At 73.7% G+C, this 26,814-nt stretch carries 15 protein-coding genes; 4 read left to right on the top strand and 11 right to left on the bottom strand.

From position 1 onward, the window contains the following. Window positions 1-49: 49 nt before the first annotated feature. Complete coding sequence (locus ACFW9Z_RS04870) at window positions 50-2,272, bottom strand: ATP-dependent DNA helicase UvrD2 (protein ID WP_384634384.1); 2,223 nt, start codon at window positions 2,270-2,272, stop codon at window positions 50-52. Between the two features lie 235 nt (window positions 2,273-2,507). Here ACFW9Z_RS04870 and ACFW9Z_RS04865 point away from each other — a divergent pair, with 235 nt between their 5' ends. After that, a complete protein-coding gene (locus ACFW9Z_RS04865) occupies window positions 2,508-2,762 on the top strand; it encodes a glutaredoxin domain-containing protein (RefSeq protein ID WP_073878569.1) in 255 nt (84 codons plus the stop codon). A gap of 146 nt (window positions 2,763-2,908) precedes the next feature. Here ACFW9Z_RS04865 and nudC read toward each other — a convergent pair whose 3' ends face one another. The 5 genes from nudC to ACFW9Z_RS04840 form a co-directional block, all read right to left on the bottom strand. Then, complete coding sequence (gene nudC, locus ACFW9Z_RS04860; protein ID WP_384634381.1) at window positions 2,909-3,865, bottom strand: NAD(+) diphosphatase; 957 nt, start codon at window positions 3,863-3,865, stop codon at window positions 2,909-2,911. Between the two features lie 116 nt (window positions 3,866-3,981). Continuing rightward, window positions 3,982-5,379 carry a dipeptidase gene (locus ACFW9Z_RS04855; RefSeq protein WP_384634378.1) on the bottom strand — a complete coding sequence of 466 codons (1,398 nt, stop codon included), beginning with the start codon at window positions 5,377-5,379 and terminating at the stop codon, window positions 3,982-3,984. Window positions 5,380-5,389: 10 nt separating this feature from the next. Next, window positions 5,390-8,902 (bottom strand): UvrD-helicase domain-containing protein, encoded by a 3,513-nt coding sequence (locus tag ACFW9Z_RS04850; RefSeq protein WP_384634375.1) that lies wholly within the window; start codon window positions 8,900-8,902, stop codon window positions 5,390-5,392. Window positions 8,903-8,957: 55 nt separating this feature from the next. Continuing rightward, window positions 8,958-12,542: a UvrD-helicase domain-containing protein gene (locus tag ACFW9Z_RS04845; protein ID WP_384634372.1), complete on the bottom strand. Its 3,585-nt coding sequence runs from the start codon at window positions 12,540-12,542 to the stop codon at window positions 8,958-8,960. A 303-nt stretch (window positions 12,543-12,845) separates the two neighbouring features. Further along, complete coding sequence (locus ACFW9Z_RS04840; protein WP_384634370.1) at window positions 12,846-13,346, bottom strand: MGMT family protein; 501 nt, start codon at window positions 13,344-13,346, stop codon at window positions 12,846-12,848. Window positions 13,347-13,567: 221 nt separating this feature from the next. On the opposite strand from ACFW9Z_RS04840, the gene ACFW9Z_RS04835 reads away from it, so the two are divergent. The 3 genes from ACFW9Z_RS04835 (at window position 13,568) to ACFW9Z_RS04825 (ending at window position 19,992) form a co-directional block, all read left to right on the top strand. Continuing rightward, on the top strand, window positions 13,568-16,600 hold the full coding sequence (locus ACFW9Z_RS04835; protein WP_384634367.1) for a YbhN family protein: 3,033 nt from the start codon (window positions 13,568-13,570) through the stop codon (window positions 16,598-16,600). A gap of 88 nt (window positions 16,601-16,688) precedes the next feature. Beyond that, window positions 16,689-18,287: an alpha/beta hydrolase gene (locus tag ACFW9Z_RS04830; protein WP_384634364.1), complete on the top strand. Its 1,599-nt coding sequence runs from the start codon at window positions 16,689-16,691 to the stop codon at window positions 18,285-18,287. Window positions 18,288-18,444: 157 nt separating this feature from the next. Continuing rightward, window positions 18,445-19,992: an alpha/beta hydrolase gene (locus tag ACFW9Z_RS04825; protein WP_384634361.1), complete on the top strand. Its 1,548-nt coding sequence runs from the start codon at window positions 18,445-18,447 to the stop codon at window positions 19,990-19,992. A gap of 94 nt (window positions 19,993-20,086) precedes the next feature. On the opposite strand, the gene moeZ is transcribed toward ACFW9Z_RS04825, so the two are convergent. From moeZ to ACFW9Z_RS04800, 5 genes are all read right to left on the bottom strand, one after another. Continuing rightward, on the bottom strand, window positions 20,087-21,265 hold the full coding sequence (moeZ, locus tag ACFW9Z_RS04820) for an adenylyltransferase/sulfurtransferase MoeZ (RefSeq protein WP_030561087.1): 1,179 nt from the start codon (window positions 21,263-21,265) through the stop codon (window positions 20,087-20,089). 99 nt (window positions 21,266-21,364) lie between these two features. Next, window positions 21,365-22,219 (bottom strand): spherulation-specific family 4 protein, encoded by an 855-nt coding sequence (locus tag ACFW9Z_RS04815; protein WP_384634358.1) that lies wholly within the window; start codon window positions 22,217-22,219, stop codon window positions 21,365-21,367. Then, on the bottom strand, window positions 22,207-23,172 hold the full coding sequence (locus tag ACFW9Z_RS04810) for an NAD-dependent epimerase/dehydratase family protein (protein ID WP_384634355.1): 966 nt from the start codon (window positions 23,170-23,172) through the stop codon (window positions 22,207-22,209). The genes ACFW9Z_RS04815 and ACFW9Z_RS04810 overlap by 13 nt, the downstream gene beginning before the upstream one ends. Before the next feature lie 234 nt (window positions 23,173-23,406). Beyond that, entirely contained in the window at window positions 23,407-24,744 is a 1,338-nt protein-coding gene (locus tag ACFW9Z_RS04805; protein WP_384634353.1) for a hypothetical protein, read from the bottom strand. A 58-nt stretch (window positions 24,745-24,802) separates the two neighbouring features. After that, the gene (locus ACFW9Z_RS04800) at window positions 24,803-26,632 is read right to left on the bottom strand and encodes a DUF3492 domain-containing protein (protein WP_384634632.1); all 1,830 of its coding nucleotides are present in this window, start codon (window positions 26,630-26,632) and stop codon (window positions 24,803-24,805) included. Window positions 26,633-26,814: the final 182 nt, after the last annotated feature.

Here is a 26,814-nt window from a genome sequence, read left to right as displayed (position 1 = left end):
TATGGTGACGACTGGTGCGGGCGCAAACTATTTTCTGGACGAGTTTTTCTCAGCTCTCCCCGTCACCCTCCCCGGGCTCCTCACCAACCGTCTCACCTGCGCAGATGGCGAGTACGTCGGCTCCGAAACGGGTCAGCTTCCGGTTTCCGACCCCGGCGATGACGACCAGCTCCCCCTCGGTGGCGGGCACGGCCTCGGCGATGGCCATCAGGGTCTTCTCGGTGAAGACGCAGTAGTCCGGCTGGCTCAGCCGGGCCGCCTGGCCCGCGCGCCAGTCGAGCAGCCGTCCGTACAGCGCCTCGTCCATGTCGGACGGGCACTCCTCGCACCGCATCAGCTTCATCTCGCCCGCGTCGGTGAGGGTCCGGCCGCAGACCCGGCACCGCACCGGCTGCCGGGGCTTGCGCTCGACGGCCTCGGTCCGCCCGGCCGCCGCCGCGACCCGGCCGGAACCCCGGTCGATCCCGCCGCCGCCTCCGGCCCCGCCCCGGGCGCCGGACGCCGTGGAGCCCGGCCGCAGCCCGTTCAGGAACCGGGTGGGCCTGCGGCTGGCCCGTCCGCCGGGCGAGCGGGCCAGGGACCAGGAGAGCGAGAGGTGGAGGCGGGCGCGGGTGACCCCGACGTACAGCAGACGCCGCTCCTCCTCGACCTGCTCATCGGTCTTGGCGTACGCGATCGGCATCATGCCCTCGGTCAGGCCGACCAGGAAGACCGCGTCCCACTCCAGCCCCTTCGCCGAGTGCAGCGAGGCCAGGGTCACCCCCTGGACCGTCGGGGCGTGCTGGGCGGCGGCCCGTTCGTCGAGCTCGCGGACCAGGTCGGTCAGGGTCGCCCCCGGCCTGGCCGCCTCGAAGTCCTCGGCCAGCCGCACCAGCGCGGCCAGCGACTCCCAGCGGTCACGCACCGCACCCGACCCGGCGGGCGGCCGGGTGGTCCACCCCTTGGTGGAGAGCACCGCCCGCACCTGGGAGGGCAGCCCCTCCGCCCCGTCGAGCAGGGAGTCGTTGCCCCCGGCGCGGGCCGCGCCGCGGAGGGCGGTGCCCGCCTCCCGGACCTCCGCCCGCTCGAAGAACCGCTCGGCCCCGCGCAGCTGGTAGGCCACGCCCGCGTCCGCGAGGGCCTGCTCGTAGACCTCGGACTGGGAGTTGACCCGGTAGAGCACGGCGATCTCCCCGGCCGGGACGCCCGCCGCGATCAGGTCGCGGATGCGCCGGGCGGTGGACTCGGCCTCGTGGGGCTCGTCGGGATACTCCGCGTAGACCGGCTCGGGGCCCTTGTCCCGCTGCGAGACCAGCTCCAGCCGGTGGTCGGCGGCCCTGCCCCGGGCCTGGCTCAGGAGGCCGTTGGCGAGGTGGACGACCTGGGGCGTGGAGCGGTAGTCCCGCACCAGCTTGACCACCGTCGCGTCGGGGTGGCGGGTGCGGAAGTTCAGCAGGTGGTCGGGGGTGGCCCCGGTGAAGGAGTAGATCGTCTGGCTGGCGTCGCCGACGACACAGAGGTTGTCCCGGTCGCCGACCCAGAGGTCGAGCAGCCGCTGCTGGAGCGGGCTCACGTCCTGGTACTCGTCGACGACGAAGTGCTGGTACTGGCCGCGCACGTGGTCGGCGATGTCCTGCCGGTCCTGGAGGATGCCGACGGTGAGCAGCAGCACGTCCTCGAAGTCGATCACTGAGCGGTCGCGCTTGAGCTGCTCGTACGTGGAGTAGATCTGGGTGAGGACCGCCGGGTCGCGGGGGGCGTCCCGCTGGGTCTTCGCCACCGCAGCCGGATAGTCCGCGGGCACGGTCTGGGTGACCTTGGCCCACTCGATCTCGCCGGTGACGTCCCGCAGCTCGTTGCGGTCGAGCCGGAGCTCGCAGCGGGCGGCGGCCTCGGCGACCAGCTGCACCTTCCGCTCCAGCAGCCGGGGCAGCTCACCACCGACTGCTTTCGGCCAGAAATACTGGAGCTGCCGGAGCGCCGCGGAGTGGAAGGTCCGTGCCTGGACCCCGGTTGCGCCGAGCTGCCGGAGCCGTCCGCGCATCTCCCCGGCGGCCCGGTTGGTGAACGTGACGGCGAGGACCGTGGCGGGCTGGAGGATGCCCGCCCGCACCCCGTACGCGATGCGGTGGGTGATCGCGCGGGTCTTCCCCGTACCCGCTCCGGCCAGCACGCACACCGGTCCGTGCAGGGCGAGCGCCACCTCGCGCTGCTCGGGGTCGAGCCCGTCGAGCACGGCGTCCGGGGTCTCGGGAACCTGCGGGAAGAGGGTGGAGTGCGTTGCTGCTGTCACCCCGCCATGCTGCCAGGTCGCACGGGGCGGATGCGGCGGTTGTCCACAGGGGTGAGGTATTCGTCGTACTGATACGTACGGATACGGAGACGGCGGGCACCCCGCACCGGCTGCGGGAATGGTGGCCGCGTCCCGTACGTTCCACTCGGTGCGGGACGGCGGCTGCGGCCGCCGGGCCGCATGTGACGCTGCCGGCCGCGCAGCGGTACGGACGAGACAAGGGAGCGCCAGCGACATGGCGGGCACTGTGACGATGTACAGCACCACCTGGTGCGGCTACTGCCGTCGGCTCAAGGGCCAGATGGACCGCGAGGGCATCGCGTACAACGAGGTCAACATCGAGCACGACGCGGACTCGGCGGCGTTCGTCGAGAAGGCGAATGGCGGAAACCAGACGGTCCCGACGCTCCTGATCGTCTCCCCCTCCGGCACCGAGTCGGTCATGACGAACCCCTCGCTCGCCCAGGTGAAGCAGGCTCTGGCCGCCTGAGCCCCGCGCTCGGCCCACCGGGCTTCCACCACTGCCCCCGGCATCCGCCGGGGGCAGTGGTGTTTCCCTGACGCAGTCGTGTTTCCCTGACGCAGGGGGTGTCCTCGACGCAGGGGGTGTCCCCGACGCAGGGGGTGTCTCCCCGTTCAGTTCGACCGGTTGAAGCTGCCCGGCCTCGGCAGCGGCTTCCCGTACCAGAGCTCGATCAGCCGGGCGGCGATCGAGATGCCGAACGGGGGCATGACCTCGCCGGACTCGAAGGCCGCCGTGAGGTCCTCGCGGGAGAACCAGCGGGCCTCCTCGATCTCCTCACCGTCGACGACGATCTCCGAGGAGGTCGCCCGGGCCATGAAGCCCAGCATCAGGCTGGAGGGGAAGGGCCACGGCTGGCTGGCGATGTACTCGACCTCGCCGACGGTGATGCCCGCCTCCTCGTAGACCTCGCGGACCACGGACTGCTCGATCGACTCCCCCGGCTCGACGAACCCGGCGAGCGTGGAGAAGCGGCCCTCGGGCCAGTGCACCTGGCGGCCCAGCAGCGCGCGGTCCTGGTCGTCGGTGACGAGCATGATGACGGCCGGGTCGGTGCGCGGGTAGTGCTCGGCGCCGCAGGCCTGGCAGCGGCGGATGTGCCCGGCCGCCGCGATGACGGTGCGCTCGCCGCAGCGGGAGCAGAAGCGGTGCAGCCGCTGCCAATTCTCCAGGGCGACCGCGTGCACCATCAGCCCCGCGTCGCGGGGGCCGAGCAGCAGGCCCGCCTCGCGCAGTCCGGCCGGACGGGCCGACTGGTCCATGCGGCCGGGCAGCGAGTCCTTCTGGAGCGCGAAGTAGCTGACACCCTCCTCGTCGGTGCCCAGGAAGTACCGGTGGGTCTCGGTGACCGGGGCCTCGAAGGCCGGGGTCATCACGATCGAGGTGCCCCCCTCGGGGGTGTCGTCGATCAGCACCTGCCCGCCGGAGACGACGAAGACACGGGTCGTCGGGTGGCTCCACGCCACGGCCAGCCACGCCTCGTCGAGACGGTGGTGCGCCGCGCGGTCGATGCCGCTGGGCGCGGTGAGGCCGATCGGGCGGTCTGCGGTGGCGTTGTCGAAGGTGCTCACAGGTGCTTCCTACTCCCCCTGGGCGGATCGGGTGTGCGGAGGTACGTGGAGGTGCGGCGGGTACGGCGGGTACGGCGAGTGCGGCGGCTTCATCGGCTTCAGCAGCGCCATCGGCTTCATCGGCCGAGCGCCGTGGCGAGTTCGCCCCACAGGTACGCGGTCGTCTCCACGCCCTTGAGCAGCAGGTCCAGCTCGACCTTCTCGTTGGGCGCGTGCCAGCCGTCGGAGGGTACGGAGATGCCGAGGAAGAGGACGGGGGCGCCGAGCACATCCCTGAGGTCGGCGGCCGGGCCCGAGCCTCCCTCGCGGGTGAAGAGGATCTTCTTGCCGAAGGCCCGGCCCATCGCACGGGCCACCGCCTGGAGCGCCGGGTGGTCCAGCGGGGTCAGACACGGGCGGGTGGCGGGCTGGAACGTGATCCGGAGCCGGATGCCCGCCGGAATGCGGGACTCCACCCAGGCGCGGACGGTCTCCTGTACGCGGTCGGGGTCCTGGCCGTCGACCAGCCGGAAGCTGATCTTCACCAGGGCGGAGGAGGGGATGATCGTCTTGCTGCCCGTGCCCTGATAGCCGCCGCCGATGCCGTTGACCTCAGCGGTGGGGCGGGCCCAGACGCGCTCCAGCGTGGTGTACCCGGCCTCGCCGGAGGCCGCCTGCGACTTCGCCGTACGCAGCCAGGTCGCCTCGTCGAAGGGCAGCTCGGCGAAGAGGGCCCGCTCGGTGTCGGAGAGGTCGGTGACCCCGTCGTGGAAGCCGGGGATCGCGACCCGGCCGTCCTCGTCGTGGAGGGCGGCGACCAGGCGGGCGACCTCGGTGGCCGGGTTGGGGACGGCTCCCCCGAACGATCCGGAGTGGATGTCCTGGTCGGGGCCGTACAGCTCGATCTCGCACTCCACGAGGCCGCGCATGCCGGTGCAGACGGTCGGGGTCTCCTCGTCCCACATGCCGGTGTCGGAGACGATCACGGCGTCGGCGGCGAGGCGGGCTGCGTGCTGTTCGGCCAGGGCGCGGAAGTTCGCGGAGCCCGACTCCTCCTCGCCCTCGATCAGCAGCTTGAGGTGGACGGCGGGGGTGGTGCGGCCGGTCGCCGCGAGGTGGGCGCGGACGCCGAGGGTGTGGAAGAACACCTGGCCCTTGTCGTCGGCCGCGCCGCGCCCGTACATCCGGCCGTCCCGGACCACCGGCTCGAACGGGTCGGTGTCCCAGCCGTCCTCGCGGGCGGCGGGCTGCACGTCGTGGTGGCCGTAGACCAGGACCGTCGGGGCGTCCGGGTCCTCGCTGGGCCACTCGGCGAAGACCGCCGGGGCGCCGGGCGTCTCCCAGATCTCGGTGACCGGGAAGCCGGTCTCCTTGAGCTTGGTGCTCAGCCATTCGGCGCTGCGCCGTACGTCCCCGTCGTGCTCCGGCTGCGCGGATACGGACGGGATGCGCAGCCACTCGGCGAGGTCGTCGAGGAAGGCTGCGCGGTGCTGTTCGGTGTACGTACGGACGGCGCTGTCCGGGGTCTCGCTCATGCTCTTGAGCCTATCCGTCCCGCGGGGCGGGCTCGTCCAGCAGGATCCGCTCCAGCTCGGCCCGGCCGGGCAGTCCCTGCGGGTGGACGGTCTCCCCGGTGCGTACGTAAAGGAAGGTGGCGGTGACCGCGTCGAGCGGCAGGTCGTGCAGTTCGGCCCAGGCCAGCCGGTAGACGGCGAGCTGGAGCGGGTCGGCGGTGCGGTGGCGGGTGGTCTTCCAGTCCACGATCTCGTACGTGTCGCCCGTGCGGTAGACCGCGTCGATACGGCCCCGGATCACCCGGCCCGCGAGGGTGATCTGGAACGGGGTCTCCACCCGGTACGGCGTGCGCCGGGCGTACGCGGTGCGCTCGAACGCCTCCTTGAGCTCGGCGAGGTCGCGCTCGTCGGCGATCTCCGCGTCGCTCTCGTCGCCCCCGGGCAGCTCGTCGGGGCCGAGCATGGGCAGCGGCAGCTCCTCGTACCGGGACTCCACCCAGGCATGGAACCGGGTGCCCCGGCGGGCGGCAGGCTGCGGCGGCCGGGGCATGGGCCGGGCCAGCTCCTTGGCGAACGCGTCGGGGTCCTCGGCCAGCCGCAGCAGCTGGGTGGCGGAGAGCGAGGCGGGGACGAGGACGTCGTGCACGGTGGCGCGGGCCCGGCGGAGCTCCCCGGCGAGGGCGTCGAGATCCCGGTCCCAGGAGGCGAGGGTGCGGGCCTCCTCGGGGGTGAGCCGGTCCACCGGTTCTTCCTGGGAGTGGCGGGCGGCGGGGATGTGCGGTGCCGAGTCCCGTACGGGCTCCGATGCCGTGGCCGGGGCGGCCTGGGCGCGCGGAGACGTGTCCGGGGTGGCCTGGGGGCGTTCGGTGGGGAGCGCGTCCCAGTCCCAGTCCTCGTCGGACGGGGGCTCACCGTCCCAGGGCTCGTGCGCCGGTACGTCGTCGGGGTCGGTCCCGTACGCCGGTACGTCGTCGGGGTCGGAGGCGTACGCCGGTGGCTGTTCGTCCCCGTGGGCGGCCAGGCTCTCCAGGTGGGCCAGCACGGTGTCCCGGGCGGCGCGGCGGCGGGTGAGGGCCGTGGCGTCGAGCGGGAGCGGCCAGGCCAGGTCGGTGCCGCCCGTCGCGAGGGCCGGGTTCTCCTCGTCCTTGGCAGGCTCGTCCGCCCAGGCCTCGATCTCCCCGTGACCCGCCGCGCAGTGCTCGTACAGCGCCTCCAGGAAGGCGGACGGGCCGCGCGTCTTCTTCTGGGACGGGCCCCACCAGTGGCCGGAGCCGAGGAGGAGGGAGCGGGGGCGGGTGAAGGTGACGTATCCGAGGCGCAGCTCCTCCGTGTGCTGGTGCTCCTTCATCTCCTCCTTGAAGGCCTTCATCCCCTTGGCGTCGAACGTGTCCAGTTCGGGGAGGGTCGCCGCGTCGCCGCGCAGGGCGTGCGGGAGCACCTTGGCCTGGGCGGTCCAGGCGTCCCGGGACTGCCCGCTGGGGAACTGGCCGGTGACCAGTCCGGGCACGGCGACCACGTCCCATTCCAGCCCCTTGGACTTGTGCGCGGTGAGGACCTTGACGGTGTTCTCGCCGCCGGGCAGGGCGTTGTCGAGCCCCTTCTCGTACTGCGCGGCGGTCCGCAGGAAGCCGAGGAAGGCGAGCAGGGACGCCTCGCCGTCCAGGGAGGCGAACCGGGCCGCCACATCCAGGAAGTTGGCGAGGGTCTCGCGGCGGCGGGCGGCCAGCGCCTGCGGGGAGGCGGACAGCTCGACCTCCAGGCCGGTGGTGGCAAGGACGCGGTGCAGGACGTCCATCAGGGGGTCCGCGAGCGAGCGGCGCAGGTCGCGCAGCTCCTTCGCGAGCCGGGCGAAGCGCACGCGGGCCTCCGCCGAGAACGGCAGCCCGTCGTCCGCCGTGTCCCCCGCGATCAGGAAGGTGTCCAGGGCGTCCGCGAGCGATATCACCTCGGCCGGGTCGGTGCCCTCGACGGCCTCCGCGAGCCGCCGGTCCGGGTCGGCGTCGTCGTCCTGGGCGGCCCGGTGGACGAGATGGCGGGCGCGGCGGCCGAGGAGGGCAAGGTCACGGGGGCCGATGCGCCAGCGCGGTCCGGTGAGGAGGCGGACCAGCGATGCGTTGGCGCCCGGGTCCTGGAGGACCTCGCAGACGGCGACCAGGTCGGCGACCTCCGGCAGGTGCAGCAGCCCGGCGAGGCCGACCACCTCGACCGGGATGTCCCGGGCGACCAGGGCCGCCTGGATCTGCGGGAAGTCCCCGGCGGTGCGGCACAGGACGGCGATCTCGCCGGGCGGGGTGCCGGTGCGGACGAGGTGGGCGAGGGAGTCCGCGAGCCAGTCGGTCTCTTCGGTGTGGGTGGTCAGCAGGGCGCAGCGGACCATCCCGTCGCGCTCGGCCCCCGGGGCGGGGCGCAGCGCCTCGACGCCCTCGTGCATCGCGCGCAGGGGCTCCGCGAGGCCGTTGGCGAGCTGGAGGAGGCGTCCGCCGCTGCGCCGGTTCTCGCTGAGGCTGAAGCGGGTGGCGGGGGTGCCGTCGGCGTGCGGGAAGTGCTCGGGGAAGTCGTCCAGGTTGGCCACGGAGGCGCCGCGCCAGCCGTAGATCGCCTGGCAGGGGTCGCCCACGGCGGTCACCGCGTGGCCGGTGGGCGCGGGATGGTCGGCGCCGGAGCCCGTACCACCGCTCCCGAACAGCGCCGAGAGCAGCAGCCGCTGGGCCACCGACGTGTCCTGGTACTCGTCGAGCAGCACCACCCGGAACTCGTCCCGCAGGATCGCCCCCACCTCGGGCCGGGTCAGGGCCAGCTCGGCGGAGAGGGCGATCTGGTCGCCGAAGTCCAGGAGGTCCCGGCTCCGCTTGGCGGACCGGTAGCGCTCGGTGAGGCCGAGGAGGGAGCGGCGGGCCCCGGCGGTCTCGGGGATCCTGCGCAGGTCCTCGTTGCTGAGCCGGACGCTCTCCAGGGCGCGCAGCAGCTCGGTGTCGTACGCCTCCAGCCTGTCCGGTCGTACGAGGTGTTCGGACAGCTCCCCGTCGAGCGCCAGGAGATCGCTGACGAGGGTCGGGAAGGAGCGGGTGAGCGCCGGATACGGGCCCGGGGCCTCGCGCAGCACCTTGGCCGCGAGCTGGTATCGGGTGGCGTCGGCGAGGAGGCGGGTGGAGGGCTCCAGGCCGATGCGCAGGCCGTGCTCGGTGAGGAGGCGGCCGGCGAACGCGTGGTACGTGGAGATGGTGGGCTCGCCCGGCGGGTTGTCCGGGTCGATGACCTCGGGGTCGGTGACCCCGGCGGCGATCAGCGCCTTGCGGACGCGCTCGGCCAGCTCGCCCGCCGCCTTGTTGGTGAAGGTGAGGCCGAGGACCTGCTCCGGCGCGACCTGTCCGGTGCCGACGAGCCACACCACGCGGGCGGCCATCACCGTGGTCTTCCCCGACCCGGCTCCGGCCACGATCACCTGCGGGGCGGGCGGCGCGGTGATGCAGGCCGTCTGCTCCGGGGTGAAGGGGATCCCCAGAAGCTCCTTGAGCTGCTCGGGATCGGTGATGCGTGAGGACACGTGAGAAACGGTAACCGGAGCCACTGACAATCCGGCCCGATGCCCACGAAAGGCCCTACTCCACCACCTGCCGCCCCTCCGGCTGCGCGCTGCACGAGGCACGGAAGGCGCAGTGGGCGCAGTGGGTGCCGGTGGTGGGCGTGAACCGTTCGTCCAGGACCTTCCCGGCGGCCGTGGCCAGCAGGTCGGAGACCCACTCCCCGGCCAGTGGTTCCTGCGCCTGGACCTTGGGGAGGGCGTCGCCGCCCTCCTTCACGGGCGCGGGCTGGCGGAGCTGGACGAGCTCGGCGCCGCCGGGTTCGGGCCGCCTGCCGTCGAAGACCTCGTCGACCGCGCCTTCCCGGACTGCCAGCTGGTAGACGGCGAGCTGGGGGTGGGTGGCCACCTCCTTCTTGGTGGGCGCGCTCTTGCCGGTCTTGAAGTCGACGACGTACGCCCTTCCTTCGGTGTCCTTTTCGACGCGGTCCATGGAGCCCCGGATGCGGACGGCGTACGCGCCCGCCTCCAGGGTCACGTCGAAGCCGTGCTCGCTCGCGGCGGGGGTGCGGGCCCCCCGGTCCAGGACGTGCCACTTCAGGAAGCGTTCCAGGGCGGCGCGGGCGTGGTCCTTCTCCTGCTCGGACTTCCAGGGGGCGTCGAAGGCGAGGCCGTCCCAGACGGAGTCCAGGCGCTCCAGAAGGACGTCGAGATCGGCGGGCGTACGGCCGGAGGCGACCTCGTCGGCCAGTACGTGGACGACGTTGCCGAACCCCTGGGCGGCGGTGGCCGGGGCGTCGGCCTTCACCTCGCGGCCCAGGAACCACTGGAGGGCGCAGGTGTTGGCGAGCTGTTCCAGCGCGGAAGGGGAGAGGGAGACGGGCTGGTCGCGCTCGCGCAGCGGGACGGCCGAGCGGGTGGGCTCGTCCAGGCCCCACCAGCGGGACGGGTGGGCGGCGGGCACGAGGGGCTGGCCCTCGTCGTCGGTGAGCGCGGCGAGCCGGGCGAGGCGGTGGGCGGCGGCGTCGCGCAGGGCGTCGGAGGCGGCCGGGTCGACGGTGGTGGCCCGCAGCTCGGCGACGAGCGCGGCGACGGCGAGGGGGCGGCGCGGGCGGCCGGTGACGTCGCGGGGTTCGGCGCCCAGCTCGGTGAGGAAGCGGGAGGGCTGGTCGCCGTCGTCGGCGGGGGCCTTCACGGCGGTGACCACCAGGCGCTCGCGGGCGCGGGTGGCGGCGACGTAGAAGAGGCGGCGCTCCTCGGCGAGGAGGGCGCCGGGGGTGAGGGGTTCGGCGAGCCCGTCGCGGCCGATCCGGTCCGCCTCCAGGAGGGAGCCCCGGCGGCGCAGGTCGGGCCAGAGCCCCTCCTGGACCCCGGCGACCACGACGAGCCGCCACTCCAGGCCCTTGGAGCGGTGGGCGGTCATCAGGCGTACGGCGTCGGGGCGGGCGGTCCGCCGGGAGAGGGTGTCGGCGGCGATGTCCTGGGCGTCGACCTCCTCCAGGAAGTTGAGCGCCCCGCGCCCCCCGGTGCGCTCCTCGGCGCGCGCCGCCGTGTCGAAGAGGGCGCACACCGCGTCGAGGTCCCGGTCGGCGTTGCGGCCGCCCGCCCCGCCGCGCAGCGCGGCCCGCTCCAGCCGCCCCGGCCAGGAGGTGCCGTTCCACAGGGTCCACAGGGCCTCCTCGGCGGTGCCGCCGCCTTCGAGGAGCTCGCGGGCCTTGCGCAGGAGCGCGCCGAGGCGCTGCGCGCCGTGGGCGTACGCCGGATCGTGCGTGACGAGCCGCTCGGGCTCGGCCAGGGCGCGGGCCAGCAGCTCGTCGGAGGGGGCCGGGACCCTGATCCCGGCGGCGCGCTCCTCGTCGCGCAGGGCCCGGCCGAGGCGGCGCAGGTCGGCGGCGTCCATGGAGCCGAGGGGGGAGGTGAGGAGGGTGAGGGCGGTCTCGGTGTCGAGCCAGGGGGCGAGGGCGGGGGCGTCCTCCGACTGAGCCTCCGGTTCCGGTTCCGGTTCCTGTTCCTGTTCCCGTTCCTGCCCCTGTTCCGGCGGAGCTGCCTCCGGTTCCGGATCTGTTTCCGGCCGGGCTGCCTCCGGTCCTGGATCCTGTTCCAGCCGATCTGCCTCCGGTTCCGGATCTGATTCCGACCGGGCTGCCTCCGATTCCGTTTCCGGCCGGGCTTCCGCGGGGCGGTGGTGCAGCGCCGCCGTCGCCACCGTCCGCAGGGCCGTCAGCAGCGGGGCGACGGCCGGTTCATGGCGGAGGGGGAGGTCGTTGCCGTCCACCTCCAGGGGGACTCCGGCGGAGGTGAGGGCACGGCGGACGGCGGGCAGGGAGCGGCCTCCGGCCCGTACCAGCACGGCCATCTCCCGCCACGGAACCCCGTCCTCCAGATGGGCGCGGCGCAGCAGGTCCGCGATGTTGTCCAGCTCGGTGGAGGCGGTCGGGTAGGTGTACGTCTCCACCCGGCCGCCCTCCCGGACGGCGTGCAGCTCGCGGTGGGCGCGGACGGTGTCGGCGGGCAGCCGGGTCAGCGGCATCCTGCGGGTGAGCAGCCGGGTCGCCGCGAGCAGCCCGGCCCCCGAGCGGCGCGAGGTGGTGAGGACGCCCACGGGCGCGGGGCCCCCGTCGGCCCGCCGGAAGGTGTCGGGGAAGTCGAGGATGCCGTTGACGTCGGCGCCCCGGAACGTGTAGATGGACTGGTCCGGGTCGCCGAAGGCCACCAGCGTCCGGCCGCCCCCGGCGTGCGCCCCGCGCACCTGACTCCCGTCCCCGGCGTGCGCCCCGCTCCCCCGGCTCCGGGAACCGCCCACCCGGTTCCCGGCCAGCGCGTGCAGCAGGCGCACCTGGGCCGGGTCGGTGTCCTGGTACTCGTCGACGTACACCGCGTCGTACGCCCCGGCCAGCTGCGCCGAGACCTCGGGGCGCTCCGCGAGCAGGACCGCGCGGTGGACCAGCTCCGCGTAGTCCAGGACGCCCTGGGCGTCGAGCACGTCCAGGTACTCGGCGAGGAACTGGGCCGCCGCGCTCCAGTCCGGGCGGCCCGTCCGGCGGGCGAAGGCGGCGAGCGCGTCCGGGCCGAGGCCCAGTTCGCGGCTGCGGGCGAGCACGGCACGCACCTCGTCGGCGAAGCCGCGGGTGGTCAGGCAGGCGCGCAGCTCGTCGGGCCAGCGGACGTGGGCCTTGCCCTCCTTCTCCAGGTCGAGCTGGCCCGCGAGCAGGTCGCGGACGGTGACGTCCTGCTCGGGCCCGGAGAGCAGGCGGAGTGGATCGGCGAAGAGGTCGGCGTCCTGGTGGGCACGGACCAGGGCGTAGCAGTACGAATGGAAGGTGGTGGCCTGCGGGCCGCGCGCCGCGCCGAGCCGGGCCGCCATCCGGTCGCGCAGTTCGACGGCGGCCTTGCGGCTGAAGGTGAGGACGAGGATGCGGGCGGGGTCGGCGCCCCGGTTCACCCGGGCCGCGACGGACTCCACGAGGGTGGTGGTCTTGCCGGTGCCGGGACCCGCGAGGACGAGCAGCGGTCCTTCGGCGTGATCAACCACAGCGCGCTGGCCTGCGTCCAGGAGAGGAGGCTCCACGGAACCCGGCGGGGTGCGGACCAGGCGGTACGCGCCCGTGGTCCGCGGCCGTGACTCACGGTGCGGACTGTGCCGGGTGGAAGAGGAGGAGCTCACGTGGATCGCCGGTCCTGGTGGGTTTACGGGTCGTACCGGTCATACGGGCCGGGCAGGCCGGGTCCTGACGGTGCCGAGGAACGAGGAGAGGGGGCGCGCGTGGAGCGCGGTGACGACGCTACGCCAGTGGGGGCGCGGGAGGCGGCGGGTGCGCTGCGTCCCTCGTCACGTACCGGGGCGCGCGGCCCGGGGGTCGGGCGCGGGCGCGGGCGCGGGCCGTCAGGTGTGACTTTCCTCGCCCCGGCCGCCGCCGGGGCCGACGTCACCGCGTGTGCCGTGACCGCCCCCAGGACCGTCGCCGCCCTAAGGACCATCACCACTCCCAGGACCGTCACCGCCCTCGGGGCCGTAACCCCCTCCAGGGCCGTCACCGCCCCCAGGGCCGTCACCGCCCCCGGAGCCGTCCCCGCTCGTCCCGCCGTCCCAGCGTGCCCGGCGCATGTCGAGCCGCGGAAGGTGTCCCGCCGCCCGGCGCGACGCCTCGCGCAGCGGGGTGCCCTCCGCGCGGTACTGCTCCAGCGCCCGCAGCTCGTGGCCCGGGAGCAGTGCCCCGTCGGCCCGCACGACCCGCCACCACGGCACGGCGGAGCCGTACAGCGCCATGACCCGGCCGACCTGCCGGGGGCCGCCGTCGCCCAGCCACTCCGCGACATCGCCGTACGTCATGACCCGGCCCGGCGGGATGAGGTCGGCCACATCGAGGACCCGCTCCGCGTACTCCGGCAGTTCGCCCGGCTCGGCCACCGGCCCGGCGCCGGTCGGGGCGGCACCGGGCCCGCCCCCGCCCGTCTCGTCCTGGCTCATCCGCCCCATCCTGCCGTACGCCACCGACAGCGTGGCAGGAACCGTGTGCGTACGGGCACCGAGCGTGCGCACAGGTGCAAAGGGGCGTATGTTGCGCATCCCGCGCCCGTGCGACGCACCCTGATGCCCCTCTCCGTACACGGGCCGTGCCACCATCATCCGGGCGGTGACCGGTGATACGAGATCACGAAGACGAACCAGAGGCGACGAAGGAGCAGGGCGTGCAGCCACCGAAGGCGGCGGACGCCTCCGATGCCGGAGAGCGCCCGTCGAGCGCGCCGGAGCCCACCGGGAACCACGCGGGGAGTGCGCCGGAGCGCGCCGGACAGCACCCGGACCCTCAGCCCGCCCCCGCGCCTTCGCCCGCCGGACAGCACCCGGACCCTGAGCCCTCGCCCGCCGGGTCGCGCCTGGAGAAGGCCCAGGACCCCGCCGCCGTGCTCCGCGCCGACGGCCCCACCGCCACCACCAGCGGCCACCTCACCGGCTCGACGCTCGCCTCCGCCGAGGCCGCCCTGACCGACCGCGTCTCCGGTGACGAACCGCTGCTCCCGGCCCGGGTGCACCGCCCCTCCGACCTGATGCGGCTGCTCATCGGCATCGCCGCCGTCGCCGTACTGTTCGCGATCGCCGCGTTCGCCCAGGGCACCACCACCGGCCTTGAGGACGACATCTCCAAGGGCACCGAGCAGGCGCCCGATCTGCTGATCAAGATGGCCGGCCTGGTCTCCAGCATCGCCGTGCTGCTCGTGCCGGTCGCCTTCGCCATCGAGCGGCTGATCAAGCGGGACGGGCTGCGCATCGCGGACGGTGTGCTCGCCGCCGTGCTCGCCCACGGCGTGACCCTCGCCACGGATCTCTGGGTCTCGCGGTCCGCGCCCGGCACCATCCAGGAGGCGCTGACCCAGCCGCAGCCGGGCGACGGACTGACCGACCCGGTGCACGGCTACCTCGCCCCGGTGATCGCGTACATGACGGCGGTCGGGATGGCGAGACGGCCGCGCTGGCGGGTCGTGCTCTGGGCGGTGCTGCTGCTCGACGCGTTCGCGATGCTCGTCGGCGGGTACACCACCCCGTTCTCGATCATCCTGACGGTCCTGATCGGCTGGACGGTGGCGTACGGAACGCTGTACGCGGTCGGCTCCCCGAACGTCCGCCCCACCGGCCAGCACCTGATGGCGGGCCTGCGCCACGTCGGCTTCCGCCCGGTCGCCGCGATGCGCACCGAGGACGTGCCGGACAACGCCGACCAGAGCGACCGGGGACGGCGATATCTGGTCACCCTGGAGGACGGGCCACCGCTGGACGTGACGGTCGTCGACCGGGAACAGCAGGCCCAGGGGTTCTTCTACCGGGCCTGGCGGCGGCTGACCCTGCGTACGCTCACCCAGCGCCGCTCCATCCAGTCGCTGCGGCAGGCCCTGGAGCAGGAGGCGCTCCTCGCGTACGCGGCCATCGCCGCCGGGGCGAACGCGCCCAAGCTGATCGCCACCTCCGAGCTCGGCCCGGACGCCGTGATGCTCGTCTACGAGCACATCGGCGGCCGGTCGCTGGACCAGATGGAGGACGAGGAGATCACCGACGAGCTGGTGCGCGGCGCCTGGCGTCAGGTGAAGGCGCTCCAGTCGCGCCGGATCGCGCACCGCAGGCTGACCGGTGACGCGCTGTTGGTGGATCGTTCCGGCAAGGTGTTCGTGACGGACCTGCGCGGTGGCGAGATCGCCGCCGGGGACCTGGTGCTGCGGATGGACGTGGCCCAGTTGCTGACCACCCTGGGGCTGCGGGTGGGGGCCGAGCGTTCGGTCTCCGGCGCCCTGGCCGTGCTCGGCCCGGACGCCGTCGCGGACTGTCTGCCGCTGCTCCAGCCGATCGCGCTGAGCCGCTCCTCCCGGGCCACCCTGCGCCGGATCGCGCGGGAGCGTTCGCAGCAGGAGCGCGAAGCGGTGCTGGAGGCCTCGCGGGCGGCCAAGCAGGCGCGGGCGGAGGACGCGGCGGAGAGCAGTGCGGCCGAGGCCGCCGGGGAGCGCACGCCGGAGCACGAGGCCGGACACAGAACCGATCGCAAGGCCGAACGCACGGCGGATTACAGAACCGATCACAAGGCCGAGCACAAAGCAGATCACAGGGCGGATCACAAGACCGGGCACAAGGCCGAGCGCAAGTCGCTGCGGACCGAGAAGCAAGCCGAGAAGCAGGCCGAGAAGCGGGCCGTGGACGATGCGCTGGAGGAGGCCCGGGAGGGCGATCTGCTCGCCCAGATCCGCCGCCAGGTGCTGCTGATCCGGCCGCAGGCGCCGGTCGAGCCGGTCCGGCTGGAGCGGATCAAGCCCCGGACGCTCTTCAGCTTCATCGCCGGGGCCATCGCCGCGTACTTCCTGATCTCCCAGGTCACCCAGGCCGACTTCGGCGTGCTCGTGGAGCAGGCGGAGTGGGGCTGGGTGGCCGCCGCGCTCGGCTTCTCGGCGCTCAGCTACGTGGCGGCGGCGATGAGCCTGCTGGGCTTCGTACCGGAGCGGGTGCCGTTCCTGAAGACCGTGCAGGCGCAGGTGGCGGGTTCGTTCGTGAAGATCGTCGCCCCGGCCGCCGTCGGAGGCGTGGCGCTGAACACCCGCTTCCTGCAACGCGCCGGAGTGCGCCCCGGTCTGGCCGTGGCGAGCGTCGGGGCCTCGCAGCTCTTCGGGCTCGGCTGTCACATCCTGCTGCTGGCCCTCTTCGGCTATCTCACGGGGACGGAGAAGACCCCGGACTCGCTCACCCCCTCCCGTACGGTGATCGCCGGTCTGCTGACGGTCGCGGTGCTGGTGCTGGTGGTGACGGCCATCCCGTTCCTGCGGAAGTTCGTGGTGACGCGGGTGCGCTCGCTCTTCGCCGGGGTCGTGCCGCGCATGCTGGACGTGGTGCAGCGGCCGCAGAAGCTGGTCACCGGGATCGGCGGGATGCTGCTGCTGACCAGCCTGTTCGTGCTCTGCCTGGACGCGTCCATCCGGGCGTTCAGCGGCCCGGACGTGACCCAGCTCAGCTACGCGAGCATCGCGGTGGTCTTCCTCGCGGGGAACGCGCTCGGCTCGGCCGCGCCCACCCCGGGCGGGATGGGCGCGGTCGAGGGCGCCCTGACGCTGGGCCTGATCGCGGTCGGGCTGCCGATGGAGGTCGCGGCTCCGGCGGTGCTGCTGTACCGCGTGATGACGCTGTGGCTGCCGGTGCTGCCGGGGTGGATCTGCTTCAACCAGCTGACCCGGAAGGGCGAGCTGTAGGCACCCGGGGCCCCCGCAGGAGGGGGCGCACCACCCGCATGGACCGCGCCCCGCGCGCTCCCCGGCGCCCCGCCGCACGATGGAGCCCATGAGGACTTCCCCCGCCCTGCGTGCCGCCGCCCTCGCCGCCACCGCCACCGTGCTGCTGCCCCTGACCGGCTGTTCGGACGGCGACGGAAACGGAGAGAGCCGCTCGACGCCCACCGGAGCCTCGACCGCCTCCCCCACGGCCACTGCCGAGGAACTGGCTTCGCAGAAGCTGGACTGGTCGCCCTGCCCGGCGCCGAACGTGGCGCAGGGCGGTGGTGAGTCGCCCTCACCGCTGCCCGGCGGCACGGTCTGGGAGTGCTCCTTCATGAACGTACCGCTGGACTACGGGGAGCCGGACGGCCGCACGATCGAGCTGGCGCTGATCCGGGGGAAGGCCAAGGACCAGAACCGGCGGATCGGGTCGCTCCTGTTCAACTTCGGCGGACCCGGCGCCTCCGGAGTCGCGACCCTGCCCGCCTTCGGCGCGGACTACGACCGGCTCCGCACCCGGTACGACCTGGTCAGCTTCGACCCGCGCGGGGTGGGGCGCAGCGAGGGCGTGGAGTGCGCGGACGACGCCCAGCTGGACGCCCTCTACCAGGAGGACTCCACACCGGACGACGCGGCCGAGGAGAAGGAGTTCGTGCAGGGGCAGAAGGACTTCATCGCCACCTGTAAGGAGAACTCGGGCCCCGAACTGCCCTATGTGGGCACCACGAACGCCGCCCGCGACATGGACCTGATGCGCACGGTGCTCGGTGACGACAAGCTGCACTACTTCGGTATCTCCTACGGCACCGAACTCGGCGGCGTCTACGCCCACCTCTTCCCGGACAAGGTCGGCCGGGCGGTCTTCGACGCGGTGGTCGACCCCACCAAGGACGCCGAGCAGTCCTCCCTCGGCCAGGCCGAGGGGTTCCAGCTCGCCTTCGACAACTTCACGAAGGACTGCGCGGACCGCGGTGACGCGTGCGCGCTGCCCGGCTCCACCGGCGAGGAGGTCGAGAAGTGGATCGCCGACCTCCTGGCTCAGCTGGAAAAGGAGCCGATCGACGGGCTCGGCGACCGGACGCTGACGCAGACGCTGGCCACCACCGGGATCGCCTCCGCGCTCTACTCCAAGGAGACCTGGCCGCTGCTGGAGCAGGGTCTCGACGAGGCCGACGGCGGTGACGGCGCCCTGCTGCTCGCGCTGGCCGACTCGCTGAACGGCCGCTCCGAGGACGGCCGCTACGACAACTCCAACGCCGCCAACATCGCCATCAACTGCGCCGACAACAAGCAGCGGTTCAGCCTGGAGCAGACGAAGGCGGCCCTGCCCGCCTTCCGCAAGGCCTCACCGATGTTCGGGGAGTACCTGGGCTGGGGGCTGATGGGCTGCACCGGCTGGCCGGTCGCGGGCGCCTGGGAGACCCCCGACGTCAGCGCCCCCGGCTCCGCGCCGATCCTGGTCATCGGCAATACAGGTGACCCGGCGACTCCTTATGCGGGCGCGAAGGCGATGGTGGAGCAGCTCGGTACAGGCGTGGGCGTCGAGCTGACGTACAAGGGTGAGGGCCACGGCGCGTACAACAGCAAGAACACGTGCGTACAGAGGGCGGTCGACGGCTACCTCCTGAACGGTACGGTGCCGAAGTCCGGCACAGTCTGCGAGTGACCGGCCCACGGCGCCCCGCTCCCGTTCCCGTTCCCGCCCCCGCTCCCGCCCCCGTTCCCGACGCTCTGTCAGAGGCGCCGATTAGCATGGCGGGACAGACATCGCAAGCGCCCGGCGCTTCATCACCGGCTCGGGCCTCGGGGACGGGAGCCGGATCATGCGTGCGCACCGACGGGCCCTACGGGCGGGGGCCGGGCTGCTGGTGGCGGGGCTGCTCGCCGGCTGTGGGCTGCTGAGGACGGAACCGGAGCCGTCGGGGCGGGCGGACGGCCGCCCCGGTGACAGCTCCGTCTCCCCCGGCCTGCCCGCCGAGCTCACCTCCCAGCGCCCCGACTGGAAGCGCTGTGCGGCCCCGCCCGGCGGCAGCGCCCCCGGCTCCGACTGGCGCTGTACGAGCGTGAAGGTGCCGCTGGACCACGCGAAGCCGTCCGGGGAGACCATCTCCATCGCGCTGATCCGCAAGGAGGCCCGCGACAAGGGCCGCCGGATCGGTTCGCTGCTGTTCAACTTCGGCGGCCCCGGCGGTTCGGGCGTCGAGATACTGCCGCGCGCGGCCTCCTCGTACGGGAAGCTCAACTCCCGCTACGACCTGGTGGGTTTCGATCCGCGCGGGGTCGCGGCCAGCTCCGGGGTGAGCTGCCGCACCGACGAGGAGCAGGAACGGGCCCTCCGGAGCGTCGACCTGACCCCGGACACGGCGGCCGAGGAGGCGGCGTTCATCAAGGACGGCGCGGACTTCGGCGCGGGGTGTCTGCGCCGCTCGGGCAAGGTCCTCCCGCACGTCGGCACGTCCAACGCCGCCCGCGACCTGGACCTGATCCGCCATGTCCTCGGTGACGGCAAGCTGTCGTATCTCGGCTTCTCCTACGGTACGGAGCTGGGCGGGACGTACGCGCATCTCTTCCCCCGGAACGTGGGGCGCGTCGTCCTGGACGCGGTCGTCGACCCGACGGCCGACGGCATCGGGCACGCCCGCAACCAGGCGACGGGGTTCCAGCGCGCCCTGGAGAACTACCTCAAGGACCGCGGCCAGGACCCGAAGGAGGGCTCGGAGCGCATCGCCCGGCTGCTGGCCCGGATCGACGGGGAGCCGCTGCCGACCGCCTCCGGCCGCGAGCTGACCGAGTCCCTGGCCCTCACCGGCATCGTCACCCCGCTCTACTCACGGTCCGGCTGGCCGACGCTGACGGCCGCCCTGGACGAGGCGGAGGGCCAGGGCACGGGCGACGCCCTGCTCCGCCTCGCCGACTCCTACAACGGCCGCGGCGAGGACGGGCGTTACGACACCCAGGCCCACTCCCAGCGGGCGATCTCCTGCGCCGACACCAAGGCCCGCCCCACGGTGGACGAGGCCCGCACGCTGCTGCCCGAGTTCCGCGAGCTCTCCCCGGTGTTCGGGCCGTTCCTGGCCTGGGACACGGCGGGGTGGTGCGCCCAGTGGCCGGTCGACGGGGAGCACGACACCCCGGAGACCAGTGCGCCGGGCGCCGCCCCGATCCTGGTCATCGGCACGACCGGCGACCCGGCCACCCCGTACGAGGGGGCGCAGCGGATGGCGGACGAGCTGGGCAAGGGCGTCGGCATCATGATCACCAACAGGGGCGAGGGGCACGGGGCGTACGGCGAGGGCGGCTGCGTGACCTCGCTGGTGGACGGCTACTTCCTGGACGGAAAGGTTCCGCAGGACGGCACCACCTGCGGCTGACACGCGAGAAGAGGGGCCGGTCCAGATGGACCGGCCCCTCTCCGTACGACAGAACTCCGGGCAGGATCTACGGGATCTACGGGATCTACGGGATCTAGTAGATCGGCTTCTCGGGCTCGATCTGGTTGACCCAGCCGATCACGCCGCCGCCGACGTGCACCGAGTCGGCGAAGCCCGCCGACTTGAGGACCGCGAGGACCTCGGCGCTGCGGACACCCGTCTTGCAGTGCAGGACGATGCGGCGGTCCTGCGGGAGGTCCTGGAGGGCGTTGCCCATGAGGAACTCGTTCTTCGGGATCAGCTTGGCGCCGGGGATCGAGACGATCTCGTACTCGTTCGGCTCGCGGACGTCGATGATCTCGATCTTCTCGTCCCCGTCGATCCACTCCTTGAGCTGCTTCGGAGTGATCGTGGAGCCGGCCGCCGCCTCCTGGGCCTCCTCGGAGACGACGCCGCAGAAGGCCTCGTAGTCGATGAGCTCGGTGACGGTCGGGTTCTCACCGCAGACCGCGCAGTCGGGGTCCTTGCGGACCTTGACCTGGCGGTACTGCATCTCCAGGGCGTCGTAGATCATCAGACGGCCGACCAGCGGGTCACCGATGCCGGCGAGCAGCTTGATCGCCTCGGTCACCTGGATCGAGCCGACCGACGCGCACAGGACACCCAGCACGCCGCCCTCGGCGCAGGAGGGGACCATGCCCGGCGGCGGGGGCTCCGGGTAGAGGCAGCGGTAGCAGGGGCCGTGCTCGGACCAGAACACGGAGGCCTGGCCGTCGAACCGGTAGATCGAGCCCCATACGTACGGCTTGTTCAGCAGCACCGCCGCGTCGTTGACCAGATAGCGGGTGGCGAAGTTGTCCGTGCCGTCCACGATCAGGTCATACTGCGCGAAGATCTCCTTCACGTTCTCGGCTTCGAGCCGCTCCTCGTGAAGGACCACGTTGACGTACGGGTTGATGCCCAGGACGGAGTCCTTGGCGGACTGCGCCTTGGACCGGCCGATGTCGGCCTGGCTGTGGATGATCTGGCGCTGCAGGTTCGACTCGTCGACCTCGTCGAACTCCACGATGCCCAGCGTGCCGACACCGGCGGCGGCCAGGTACATCAGGGCCGGCGAGCCGAGACCGCCGGCGCCCACACAGAGCACCTTGGCGTTCTTCAGGCGCTTCTGCCCGTCCATCCCGACATCCGGGATGATCAGGTGGCGGGAGTACCTGCGGACCTCGTCGACGGTGAGCTCGGCAGCCGGCTCGACCAGGGGTGGCAGCGACACAGGAACCTCAACAATGCAGGTGGTCGGATTTACGTACGTCGACTGCGCGTACATCGACTACGTACGGTTGTTCTTCCGGTAACACTGCCACGCCCCTTCTCATTCCGAGATACCGGGTCCGATCCGCGAGACGATTTCGTCCCAGTACCTGGGCAGCGCCGCGAATGGATCGGTTTGTCCGCTCCGTCCGTCGTCGCCCCGTCCGTCGCCGCTCCGCCCGCCCCGGTCCGTGAAGAAGATCGTCCCGGCGCCCTGCCAGCGGGCGATGCGCATCGCCTCGTCGAGATGGGTGCGCGGCACCCCGTGGACGAAGTGCGCGAACCGCTCCGGCGGGTAGTCCGCCGTCCACTCGGCCACCTGTGACCAGCGGTAGTCGGTCCACGGGCCCTGGAAGGTGACCAGTTGGTCGGCCGCCTCCGCGTAACCGGGGTACGGGTGGGTCCCATGGCCCAGGACCAGGCGGCCGCCGTCGTCCGCGCTGTCGCTCTCCGACAGAAGCGCGTGGAGCGTGCCGGTGAGACGGCGTACGCCGGGCAGTTCGGCCCGTTCGGCGGGGCAGCGGGCGAGGTAGAAGCCGCCGACCCGGTACCAGTCGACGAAGGCCCGGGCGTCGGCGATCAGCTCGTCGAAGGGCCGGTTGCCGTGGGCCAGATCCAGATGGCCCAGGAGCCGGCCGCCCCCGGCGCGTACGAAGTCGTCCGGAGCCTCGCCGTGCAGGGCGCGCTCCCGGGCGTTGCGGAGTCGCCCGGCGGCCTCCAGGCAGTGCGGGTCGGGCCGGGTGCCGGGGCCGTTCGCGATGTTGAGGACGGCCCAGTGCAGCGGGGTGCCGGGGCGGGCCAGTTCGGCCCACTCGGCGGGGGCCAGCAGCGGGTGGGCGTAGCCGGGGACGCCGAAGCCGAGCTGTTCGCCGCCCGCGGTCCTGCGGGCGTCGGCGGGGGCGGTCAGATACGGCATGCCGCCTCCATCCAGATGTCCGCGAGCGACTCCTCCAGGTTGATCCGGGGGCGCCAGCCGAGCCGGTCCCGCGCGGTGCGGACGTCGGCCTGCTGCCAGGCCCCGCAGCCGTCCGGATACGGGGACGGGGTCGCCGAGAGGTGCTCCATGACCGATTCGGCGGAGGTGCGCGGGGCCCCGATGGGCAGGCGCGCGGGGGGCGTGTCCAGCTCGTGGAGTGCGCCCGCGTACCCGGCGACCCGCGCCAGTACGGCGGCGGCGTCGCGGAGGCGGACGGCGCGCCCGGTGCCGATGTTGACGACGCCCTGCGCGGCGGAGAGCGAGGCGGCGTGGACGGCCCGCGCCACGTCCCGTACGTCGACGAAGTCCCGCTGCACGCCGAGGCCGCTGAGCTTCAGCTCACCGTCGCCCGCCTGCATGGCCCGGCGCATCGCCTCGGCGAGGCGGCCGAGCGGGGAGCCCGCCGGGGTGCCGGGGCCGACGGGCGAGAAGACCCGGAGCACCACGGCGTCGAGGCCCGAGCCGAGGACCAGTTCGGTGGCGGCGAGCTTGCTGACGCCGTACGGGCCGCCGGGGCGCGGGATGGCGTCCTCGGCGGTGGAGGAGCCGGGCTGCGAGGGGCCGTACTCGGAGGCGCAGCCGACCTGGACGAGCCGGGCCCCGCAGCCGCTGCGGCGCAGGGCCTCGCAGACGGTGGCGACGGCGACGGTGTTGTGGCGGGTGAGGTCCCGGGCGCCGCCGCGGGTGGCGCCCGCGCAGTTGACGACGACTCCGGGGTGGACGGCGTCCAGGAAGCGGGTGAGCGCTCCGGGGCTGCCGCCCGCGAGGTCGAACCGGACGTCGGCGTCGTCGCCGCGCCCGAGGGCCGTGAGGTGGACAGCGGGGTCGGCGAGCAGACGGTCGGCGACGAAGCGGCCGAGGAATCCGTTGGCTCCGAGCAGCAGCACCCTCATCGCGCACCGCCTCGGTGCCGACGGCGGGCTGCCGGTGCGGGGGACTGGGGGGTCATGGCGGGTTACTCCTTGGTGGGTCAGTCAGTTCGTGCGGTGTCGGACAGGACCCGCGGCGTCGGCTCCGCGGGGGTGGTGCGTGAGTGGTGCGTGGGTGGTGCGGTGGTGCGTGAGTGGTGCGTGAGTGGTGCGGTGGGGTGGTTGGGGGGTGGTGCGGTGGTACGTCGACGGGGCCGGTCAGGGCCTCGTGTGGGCGGAGGCCCGGGAGAGGGCGGCGGAGGCGTGGAGCAGCAGCCCGAGGGCGGCCGCGCCACAGGCGAGGGCGGGTACGGCTCCGGTGCCGCCCGCCGAGACGAGGGCGTGCACGGGGACGGCCAGCGGTTCGAGGCCGGGCAGCCGTCCGGCGAGGACAAGGGCGGGGGCGGCGGCCTCCACGGCACAGGCGGCGGCGAGCGCGACGGTGCCCGGTTCGGGCAGTCCGTGCGCGGCGAGCAGCCGGGCCACGAAGAACAGCACCCCGAGGGCGGCGGCCGCGACCGGCGTCCCGTTGCCGCCGAGGCCGAGGTCGGCCAGGAACAGCAGGGGCAGCAGGGCGCAGAGGAAGAGGGCGACGGCCGCCAGGAGCAGGGGGCGCACTCCCGCGCCGAACTCCTCCAGTGCGCGGCTGCCGGTGAGTTTGCGGTGGGCCTGGACGGTGAAGAGGTGGGCGCACCAGGCGGCGGGGGCGACGGCGGCGGCCAGCCCGAGCAGAGGGGCTGGGGTGGCCTGCCAAGGGCCGTCCGGGCCGCCGCTGATGACCTGGGCGATCAGCTCCTCCCCGTACACCGCGAAGCTCAGGAGCCAGCAGGCGTACATCCCGGCGCGGCCCGCTCCCTCGGGGGCGCGCAGGGGCCCCCGGCTCAGGCAGAGCCGGAGCGCCAGGCAGGCCAGGAGTGCGCCGGTGATGGTCACGGCGGCCCGCGCTCCCCCACCGAGCGCCCCTTCGGTGACCCGGAGCAGACCGGCGGTGGCGAGGCAGGCGGCGCCGGGGAGCAGCGCGAGCAGCGTCCACCCGGCCCGCGCCTCGGTGTCGGGCCCGGGCGGCGGGGGCGCGGTGGCGGTGGCGGTCGCGGTGGGCTCGGCGGACCGGGCCGGGGTGCGCGCGTACAGCTCCTCGGCGAGCGAGAACACGTCCCGGTGGCGGTAGCGGGCGGCGGTGCGGTCGGTGAGGCCGTGGGCCTCCAGACCGGCGGCGATCTCCAGCGGGCTCACGGCCCGTTCGCACAGGGCGCGGTGGTGGTGCATCAGGGACTTCACGGGGTCGGCGGGCCCCCGGCGCGCGGGCGCGGCGGGCCTGCGCTGCGGGGCGCGCGGGGGGATCTCGGCGGCGCGGTCCGGTACGGCGGTGACGGGGAGGGCGCCCGACGCGGCGACGAGCACAGGAGCATCAGCGGGCGCGGCGGGGACGGAATCTGTCCCAGCACCACCGGCCCGCACCGCCGCACCACCGGCCGGCTCAGGCCCATCGGCAAGCACCCCACCATCGGCGAGCTCAGCGGCTTCGGCGGTCGCTGTGGCGTCTTCCGGACGGGGCATCGGGTGGTCTCCGTGGTCGGGGCGGGGGCGAGGGCGGGCGCAGGGGTGGGTCGGGTGGTCACGCATCGCCGTCCCCCGGTCCGTAGGCGGCCGCGCAGACGCCCTCGGGCTCCGGGGCGGGGTCGGGCTCCGCTCCGGCGGCCCAGCTCGGCACCCCGGCCCCGGCCCCGGGCTCGTCCCAGGACCCGGCCCCGGTCCCGGTCCCGGTGGCCGGGGGCTGTGGCTGGGTCCAGTGGCCGAGCAGCCGGGACTCCGCCGGGGTGGCGAAGAGGAGCGGCTCGCCGTGGGCGTCCACGGCGTCGGCCTCCCGGCGGACCGGGGCGTGCGACATCAGCTCCAGGTAAATGCCGCGAAATGCCGCAAGGTTCTGTTCGACGGTGAAGAGTTCGAGCGCCCGGGCGCGCGCCGCCGCTCCCAGCCGCGCCCGGCGCTCGGGGTCGCGCAGCAGCGCGATGCAGGCGTCCGCGAGCGCCCGGGGGTTGCGCGGGGGCACCACCAGGCCGGTGCCGCCGATGACCTCGACGACCGCTCCGACATCCGTGGAGACCGTGGCCCGGCCGCAGAACATCGCCTCGACCAGGCTGATCGGGAAGCCCTCGACCACGCTGGAGAGGACGATCACCCCGCCCGCCGCGTACGCCTCGGCGAGGTCGGGGACCTCGGGGCCGCCGATCTCCTCGAAGGTGACCGGGCTGACGCCCTCGGCATGGGCGCCCGTGGCCTCGTCCGGGAAGAGCTGGGCGGCCAGCGCCCGGCAGTGCGCGAGGTAGGTGGCGCCCTCGTCGCCCTCGGCCGGGGCGCCGAAGACGCGCAGCCGGGCGTCCGGTTCGGCGCGGCGGACCTCGGCGAAGGCGTGCAGCAGGGCGATCAGGTCCTTGGCGGGCTCGATCCGGCCGACCCAGACCAGGGTGTCGGGCCCGCCCTGGTCGTCGTCCTCGCCGACCGGCGAGAAGCGTTCGGCGGCCATGCCCGGGTAGACCGTGCGCTGCTTGGCCGGGTCGGCACCGCACCGCTGCTGCCAGCGGCGTACGTGGGTGTTGCCGGGGGTGATGACGGTGGCCTGGCGGTAGACCTCGGCGGCCAGCTGGCCGTGGAAGGTGGCGAGGAGGGCGCGCACCGGAGCGCCGAAGGGCCCGTCGGTCGCGGCCAGGTAGTGGGCGCGGAGCTGCACGCCGTGCTCGGTGACCAGGAGCGGCACCCCGAAGAAGCGTTTGGCCAGCAGTCCCGGGAGGGCGGCCGCCCCGCCGGAGGTGGCGTGGCAGAGGTCGACGGCGCCGAGGCTCTCCTGCCCGTACCAGTCGAGCGAGAGCGGGCGCAGGACGCGCTCCAGCTCGGCGGCGACGGCGAGGTGGTCCAGGACGGTGGCGCTCTGCACGGTCCGGCCGGTGCCCCGGGCGCGGCAGGCGGCCTCCAGGATCCGCACGGTGGTCTCGGAGCGCAGGGCGAGGTGGAGTCCGCCGCGCTCCCGGGCCAGCTCGGCCAGACCGTAGAGCCCCTCGGTGAAGAGCCCCCCGTCGGTGGCGGGCTCCCGGCCGGCGTCCTCGGTGGCGCAGATCGCGGTGGCCAGCGCCTTCAGGTGGGCGGTGAAGCGCCTGCGGTCGCGCCGCCCGTAGGACGAGCCGCCGCCGGTCACCAGTCTGGCCAGCAGGCCGCGTTCGCCGCTGCCGCGCAGGGTGCCGTCCTCGGGCGTCCAGAGCGGTGCGGTGCGCACCCGGCTGACGTGGTGCGGCAGCCTGACCCAGCCCTGGTCCTCCTGGTGGGCGGACCGGCTCAGCGCGAACAGGTCGAACTCGTGCTGCGGCAGACCGCGCACGAGCCGGTCGCACCAGAGCCTGGACTCACCGGTCGCATACGGATAGCCACCGTCGGTGAGCAGTCCGATCCGCACGAGCACACCCCGATCTCCCTTGTGGGCGGCCGCCGTTGGAACGGCGACTCGCAGCGGGACGACCGTAAGCGGATACCTCGGTGGGGGGGGGGGGGGGAGTGGTCGGGGGGAGCCCGAGAAGGAGATAATGAGTAAGAGGAAAGGAGCACCGTGGGGGGGGGGGGATAGGTGTGGGGGGGGTG

Source organism: Streptomyces sp. NPDC059452, from assembly GCF_042750035.1.
Classification (GTDB): domain Bacteria; phylum Actinomycetota; class Actinomycetes; order Streptomycetales; family Streptomycetaceae; genus Streptomyces.
The sequence above is the reverse complement of the archived record's forward strand: the minus strand, read 5'-3'. Positions and strand labels throughout refer to the sequence as shown.

Bases quoted from the DNA above. Each gene is read 5' to 3' on its own strand.
- ACFW9Z_RS04865 (WP_073878569.1), top strand. From the start codon at position 2,508: ATGGCGGGCACTGTGACGATGTACAGCACCACCTGGTGCGGCTACTGC.
- ACFW9Z_RS04855 (WP_384634378.1), bottom strand. From the start codon at position 5,379: ATGAGCGAGACCCCGGACAGCGCCGTCCGTACGTACACCGAACAGCAC.
- ACFW9Z_RS04840 (WP_384634370.1), bottom strand. From the start codon at position 13,346: ATGAGCCAGGACGAGACGGGCGGGGGCGGGCCCGGTGCCGCCCCGACC.
- ACFW9Z_RS04830 (WP_384634364.1), top strand. From the start codon at position 16,689: ATGAGGACTTCCCCCGCCCTGCGTGCCGCCGCCCTCGCCGCCACCGCC.
- ACFW9Z_RS04825 (WP_384634361.1), top strand. From the start codon at position 18,445: ATGCGTGCGCACCGACGGGCCCTACGGGCGGGGGCCGGGCTGCTGGTG.
- ACFW9Z_RS04815 (WP_384634358.1), bottom strand. From the start codon at position 22,219: ATGCCGTATCTGACCGCCCCCGCCGACGCCCGCAGGACCGCGGGCGGC.
- ACFW9Z_RS04810 (WP_384634355.1), bottom strand. From the start codon at position 23,172: ATGAGGGTGCTGCTGCTCGGAGCCAACGGATTCCTCGGCCGCTTCGTC.
- ACFW9Z_RS04805 (WP_384634353.1), bottom strand. From the start codon at position 24,744: ATGCCCCGTCCGGAAGACGCCACAGCGACCGCCGAAGCCGCTGAGCTC.